3 protein-coding genes and 1 pseudogene are annotated in these 5,600 nt (G+C 74.4%); 3 read left to right on the top strand and 1 reads right to left on the bottom strand.

Translation table 11 applies throughout. The annotated features are described in order from the left end of the window. The coding region (locus AC13HU_RS31110; RefSeq protein WP_483045315.1) for a methyltransferase domain-containing protein at positions 1-993 on the bottom strand (993 nt) is incomplete at its 3' end. An 83-nt stretch (positions 994-1,076) separates the two neighbouring features. Here AC13HU_RS31110 and AC13HU_RS31105 point away from each other — a divergent pair. The 3 genes and pseudogenes from AC13HU_RS31105 to AC13HU_RS31095 all read left to right on the top strand — a co-directional run. Then, entirely contained in the window at positions 1,077-1,481 is a 405-nt protein-coding gene (locus AC13HU_RS31105; protein ID WP_483045314.1) for a globin, read from the top strand. A 183-nt stretch (positions 1,482-1,664) separates the two neighbouring features. Next, positions 1,665-5,075, top strand: coding sequence for an FtsX-like permease family protein (locus AC13HU_RS31100; RefSeq protein WP_483045313.1), 3,411 nt, complete (start codon positions 1,665-1,667; stop codon positions 5,073-5,075). Position 5,076: 1 nt separating this feature from the next. Beyond that, positions 5,077-5,600: pseudogene (locus tag AC13HU_RS31095) on the top strand (hypothetical protein); the annotation flags it as partial.

Raw genomic sequence — 5,600 nt, 5'->3', positions numbered from 1 at the left:
GGTCAGGGGGCCCTGTGGGGAATCGCGCCAGAGCCATTGGTGGGGGCCGTCGACGGTGAGGCCGTAGCGGGTGCGGTCGGGACGGGAGATGCCGCCGAAGGCGCCCTGGCCGAACACCTCGGCGGCGAGGCCGTGTTCGGTGCTGCCGTCGGGGGCGCCCGATGCGCCGCGCAGGGGGACGAAGTAGGCCGGCGTCGGGAGGAACCGTCCCTCCGCGTGTCCGGGGCCGTGGACGGTGAGGGCGACGAGGCCGGTGGCCAGTGGCAGCAGGAGGAGGCCGCCGGGCACGCACTGCTCCAGCCAGGCCGGCGGCACCGAGGGGAGCTCGCAGGTGGCGATGATCCGGTCGTAGGGGGCGCGGGGCGCGTGGCCGAGCGCGCCGTCGCCGGTGACCACGACGACGGAGCGGGCGGCCTCGGTGCCGTAGGCGTCAAGGTGGGCGCGGGCCGCGGACGTGATCTCCGGTTCGAGGTCGATGGTGGTGACCGTGCCGGGGCCGAGCCGGTGGGCCAGCAGCGCCGCGTTGTAGCCGGTGCCCGCGCCGATCTCCAGCACCCGCTCACCGCCGTGCACGTCCAGCGCCTCGCACATCAGCGCCATCAGCGACGGCTGGCTGCTGGAGGAGACCAGTTCGCCGCCGACCACGCGGGTGGCGATCGGCCGGTCCGCGTAGGCCCCCGTGAGGTGGCGCATCGCGCGGCGGTGCGGTTCGGCCACCGGACCGGTGCCGTACCCGGACCCGTCGCCGTAGTCCGCGCCCTCGCCGTACTCCGCCTCCTCGCCGTACTCCGCCCCGCCGTATCCCGTGTCCTGGTCGTCCAGGACGAAGAGGTGGCGCGGGACCTCCGCGAAGGCCGCCCGCCAGGCGGGGTCGGTGAGGCCGCCGCCGGACTCGATCCGGCGGACCATCCGGGCCCGCAGCGACCCCGCGGCGACGGCGTACCGCCGCTCGTAGCGTCCCTCGGGCCCCCCGTCGGGCCCTTTCGCGGCCATACTTCCATCGTGCGCCTGGACCACCGTCGATACGACCCGGGACACCACGACGGCCCGTTCCTCGTATCTGCGACGATGGAAGGGTGAATGAGATCCGGCGCGGCGAGTTGCAGCAGCAGACGTTCTACGAACTCGTCGGCGGCGAGGAGACCTTCCGCCGCCTCGTACACCGCTTCTACCAGGGCGTCGCCGACGACCCCGAGCTGCGCGCGATGTACCCGGAGGAGGACCTCGGCCCGGCCGAGGAACGCCTGACGCTCTTCCTGATCCAGTACTGGGGCGGCCCGCGCACATACAGCGACGAGCGCGGCCACCCCCGGCTGCGGATGCGGCACGCCCCCTTCGCGGTGGACCGCGCCGCCCACGACGCGTGGCTGCGCCATATGCGCGCGGCCGTCGACGAGTTGGCGCTCCCCGCCGAGCAGGAGCGGCAGCTGTGGGACTACCTGGTGTACGCGGCCGCGTCGATGGTGAACACCCCGGGCTGACCCCACGTGACCGCCCGGCCACGCACCGCGGCGGCCGGCGGCGCATCCGCCGGCACCCGGACCGCGACCCGGCCGGGTGTCCGGTCGGCGGAGCATCACGATCGGATTGCGACATTCGCCATCACGCTTCTGCGACGCCGCGCTCTTTGAGAGCATCCCGTCAGTAACTGACGGGGGGAACATGTGACCGGATTCGTGTTGCTACGTGTCCGCGCTCACCGGCTGCTGCTCGCCGCGGCAGTGCTCACGGTGCTGCTGACGACATGCGTGCTGGCCACGTTCACCGCCTTCACCGGCGCGATCGGCGACGCGGCCCTGCGGCGTACGCTCCAGCACCAGGCCGCCGGCCAGTCGACGGTCGAGGTGCAGAGCGACCTGAACGGGACGAGCGGCAAGTCGGTCGACGCCGCGGTGCGCCGGCACCTGCGCGACTCCTTCGCCGGACTGCCCACCAGCGTCCACGGCAGCACCCGATCCGGCCCCTACGGGCTGCCGAAGGGGCCGCTGTCCTCGGCCAAGCGCGCGAACGACGAACCCGATCTGACCCTGCTGGCCACCTTCGACCACGCCGAAGTCCAGCTGCTGAAGGGGAGTTGGCCGACCGCGGCCGCGCGGGGCGCGACGCGGGTGCAGGTCGCGGTGCCGGAGGTGGCCGCTCAGATCCTCGGGACCGAACCGGGCGACGTCCTCACCCTCGCCGACCGACTCGGCGGCGCCCCGCTGAAGATCCAGGTCAGCGGGATCTTCCGGCCACGCGACCCGGCCTCCCCGTACTGGCACCTCGACCCGCTGGACGGGCGCGGCGTGCACACCCTCGCGTTCACCACGTACGGGCCGATGCTCGCCGACCCGGGCAGCTTCGGCTCCGGCCGGGTCACCGCCGCCGCGATGTCCTGGCAGGCCAGCGGCGACTTCCGGCACACCACCGCGCACGACATGACCACGCTGGAGAGCAGCGTCCGGCAGACCCTCGACGCGCTGCACAACGACCAGGCCAGCGCCACCACCGAAGGCTCCAGCAGCCTGCCCGACCTGCTCGAGGCGCTGCGCCGCAGCATGCTGGTGACCCGCTCCACGCTGCTGATCGGCGCGCTGCAACTGGTGCTCCTGGCCGGTTTCGCGCTGCTGCTGGTGGCGGGGCTGCTCGCCGAGGAGCGGGCCGGGGAGAACGCGCTGCTACGCGCCCGCGGCGGGTCGCGGGCGCGGGTGGCGCGGCTGGCCGGGTGGGAGGCGCTGCTGCTCGCGGTGCCCGCCGCCGTGGTCGCCCCGCTGCTGGCCGGGCCGATCACGCGGAAGCTGGCCGGCACCGGCGCCATGGCCCGTACCGGCGTCAGCCTCGGCTCCGGCAGCACCGGCACCGCCTGGCTGGTCGCCCTGGCCACCGCGCTGGCCTGCGCCTGCGCGGTGATCGTGCCCGCGCTGCGCACCGGCGGTTCCTACGCCGCCGAACGGGCCGCGCGTTCCCGGCGCCGCGCCCTGCCCGGCGCGCTGCAGGCGGGCGCGGACATCGGGCTGCTGGTGGTCGCCGGGATCGCCTACTGGCAGCTGGAACGACGCTCGTCGGGCAGCGGCGCGCTGAGCACCAACGCGGGCGGCGGGCTCGGGGTGGACCCGATCCTGGTGGCCGCGCCCGCGCTGTGCCTGCTGGCCGGCACGATGCTGGTGCTGCGGCTGCTGCCGCTGGTCGCGAGGCTCGGCGAGCGGCGGGCCGAGCGCGGCCGCAGCCTGCCGCTGGCGCTCGCCGGCTGGCAACTCGCCCGGCGGCCGCGGCGCGGCGCGGGAGCGGCGCTGCTGCTGGTACTCGCGATCGCGATGGGCGTCTTCTCGATCGGGCAGAGCGCGAGCTGGGACCGTTCGCAGCACGACCAGGCCCAGTACGCGGTCGGCGCCGACCTGCGGGTGACCGGCATGACCACCCCGCCGTTCGGGCAGCCCGGGATCTTCGCGCACCAGCCCGGCCTCGCCGCGGTCGCACCCGCCGCAAGCACCGACCTCGACCTCGACCAGGACCGTACGGCGACCGTGCTGGCCATCGACTCCGAGCAGGCCGGGAAGGCGATGCGGTTCCGCTCCGACTTCACCGACGGGCGGTCGGCCGCCGAACTGCTGGCGCCGCTGGGCAAGGGCGTCCACACCGGCAGCGGCTTCACGCTGCCCGCCGACGCCCGCAAGGTCACCTTCGAGACGGTGCTGCGGCCCAGCCCGGCCGGTGCCCCCGCGGACCCGGGAACCGTCCACCACATCGGCATCACCGTCCTGGACGGTGATGGCGTGCCGTACACCGTCGCGATCGGCGACCTGCCGGCCGACGGCAAGCCGCATCCGCTCGTCCTCGACATCGGCGCGCTGGCCGGCTCGGCCGACGGCGCGCCCGCCGGTCCGCTGCGGGTGACGGGTCTGAGCGTGGCGTTCGACGTCCCGCAGAAGAGCAGGACGTACGCACTGACGATGTCCGCCGCGCAGGTCGCCGACAGCGCCGGCGCGGTCCACCCGCTGACGGTGCCCTCCCAGCAGTGGTCGGCCACGGCGTCCTACGACAACCCCCTGCTCGACCAGCTGCCGAACGCCGTGGACCCGGGCAGCGACATACCGCAGATCGGCGGGGACACGACCATGGCGCTGAGCTACAGCACCGGCTCCGCCCAGATCGCCATGGGCAACTACGAAGCGGCGCCGACCGGGACCGTACAGATCCGCGCGAACAAGACCGCGCCGCCCGCCCTGTCGGGCATCGCCACCGACGACTTCCTCAAGTCGCAGCAGGCGAAGGTCGGCAGCAGCGTCAACGTCCAACTCGGCGGCATCCAGGTGCCGGTGCACATCGCGGCGTCGGTGCACGCGATCCCCGGGCTCGGCGACGGCCGGGGCACGGACACCGGGGCCGGGGCAGCCGGATCGGGTTCGGGCGCCGGGTCCGCCGCGGGCACGAGCACCGGGCCGGACGCGAGCGGCGACCAGGACCTCGGCGGAATGGTCATCGACCTGCGGGCGGTCAACCAGTACCTCCAGTACCACAACGCGCAGGCCATGGAGCCCACCGAATGGTGGCTGGCCGCCCGCCCGGGCCAGACCGCGAAGGTCGCCGCCGCGCTGCGCGCCCGTGCGGACGTCGACACCGTCCTGGTCACCGACGAGACCACCGCCGACCTGCGCTCGGACCCGCTCGGCGCGGGCCCGCAGTCGGCGCTGCCGGCCGCCGTGGTGGCCGCGGTGGTACTGGCCGCACTCGGCTTCGCGGTCTCCTCAGCGGGCGCGGTCCGCGAGCGCACCGCGGAGTTCGCGATCCTGCGGGCGCTGGGTGCGCCACGGCGTCAACTGGCCCGGGTGATCGCTGCCGAACAGGGGCTGCTGGTGCTGGTGTCGCTGATCGTCGGCACGGCCCTCGGCGCACTGCTGACCCGGCTTGTGACGCCGCTGATCGTACTGACCCCGCAGGCCACGACACCGACGCCGTCACTGATCGTCAAGCTGCCGGCCGGCCGCCTGCTCGAACTCCTCGCGGAGGTCGTGGTGGTGCCGGCGCTGGTGGTGCTGGCGACGGCGGCGCGGCGCGGCGATCCGGCAACGGCACTGCGGCGGCAGGGGGAGGACTGAGATGACGGCTCGACAGCGGGGCGACGGAGGGGCGTTGGAGCCGGAGGGCTCCGCGGGCGTCGGGGGGACCGGCATGGAAACGGGGGACGGCGCGGGTTCCGCGGACGGCGCAGGTTCTACGGACGGCGCGGGAGGGACCGCCGGCGACGACGTGCTGCTCGCCTGGGTGCGGGTGCGCCTGCGCGCCGCCCGTGGCGTGGCCCTCGCGACCTTCGGGCTCGTACTGATCACCGCGTTCCTCGCGGCGGCGCTGCCGCGTTCCGTGGACCGCTACGAGGACCGGGCGCTGCAACACGCGGTGCGGGCCGGCAAGTACCAGGACCGCGGGATCGCCCTGACCGAAAGCTACGAGTCCGATCAGAACTTCTACGGGCCCGACCCGCTCGACCCGACCACCAGCGACACCGTCCAGACCACCGTCCACTCGCTGGTGGCGCCCCTCGCCCCGCTCGCCCCGAACTCCGCGGTGTACGGGGCGCGCACCGGCAAGGAGTCCGTGCTCGAAGACCCCGGTCTGCCCCGTAC

The sequence above is a fragment of the Streptomyces sp. NH27 genome, from assembly GCF_056859195.1.
This window is presented reverse-complemented; position numbering and strand designations above follow the sequence as displayed.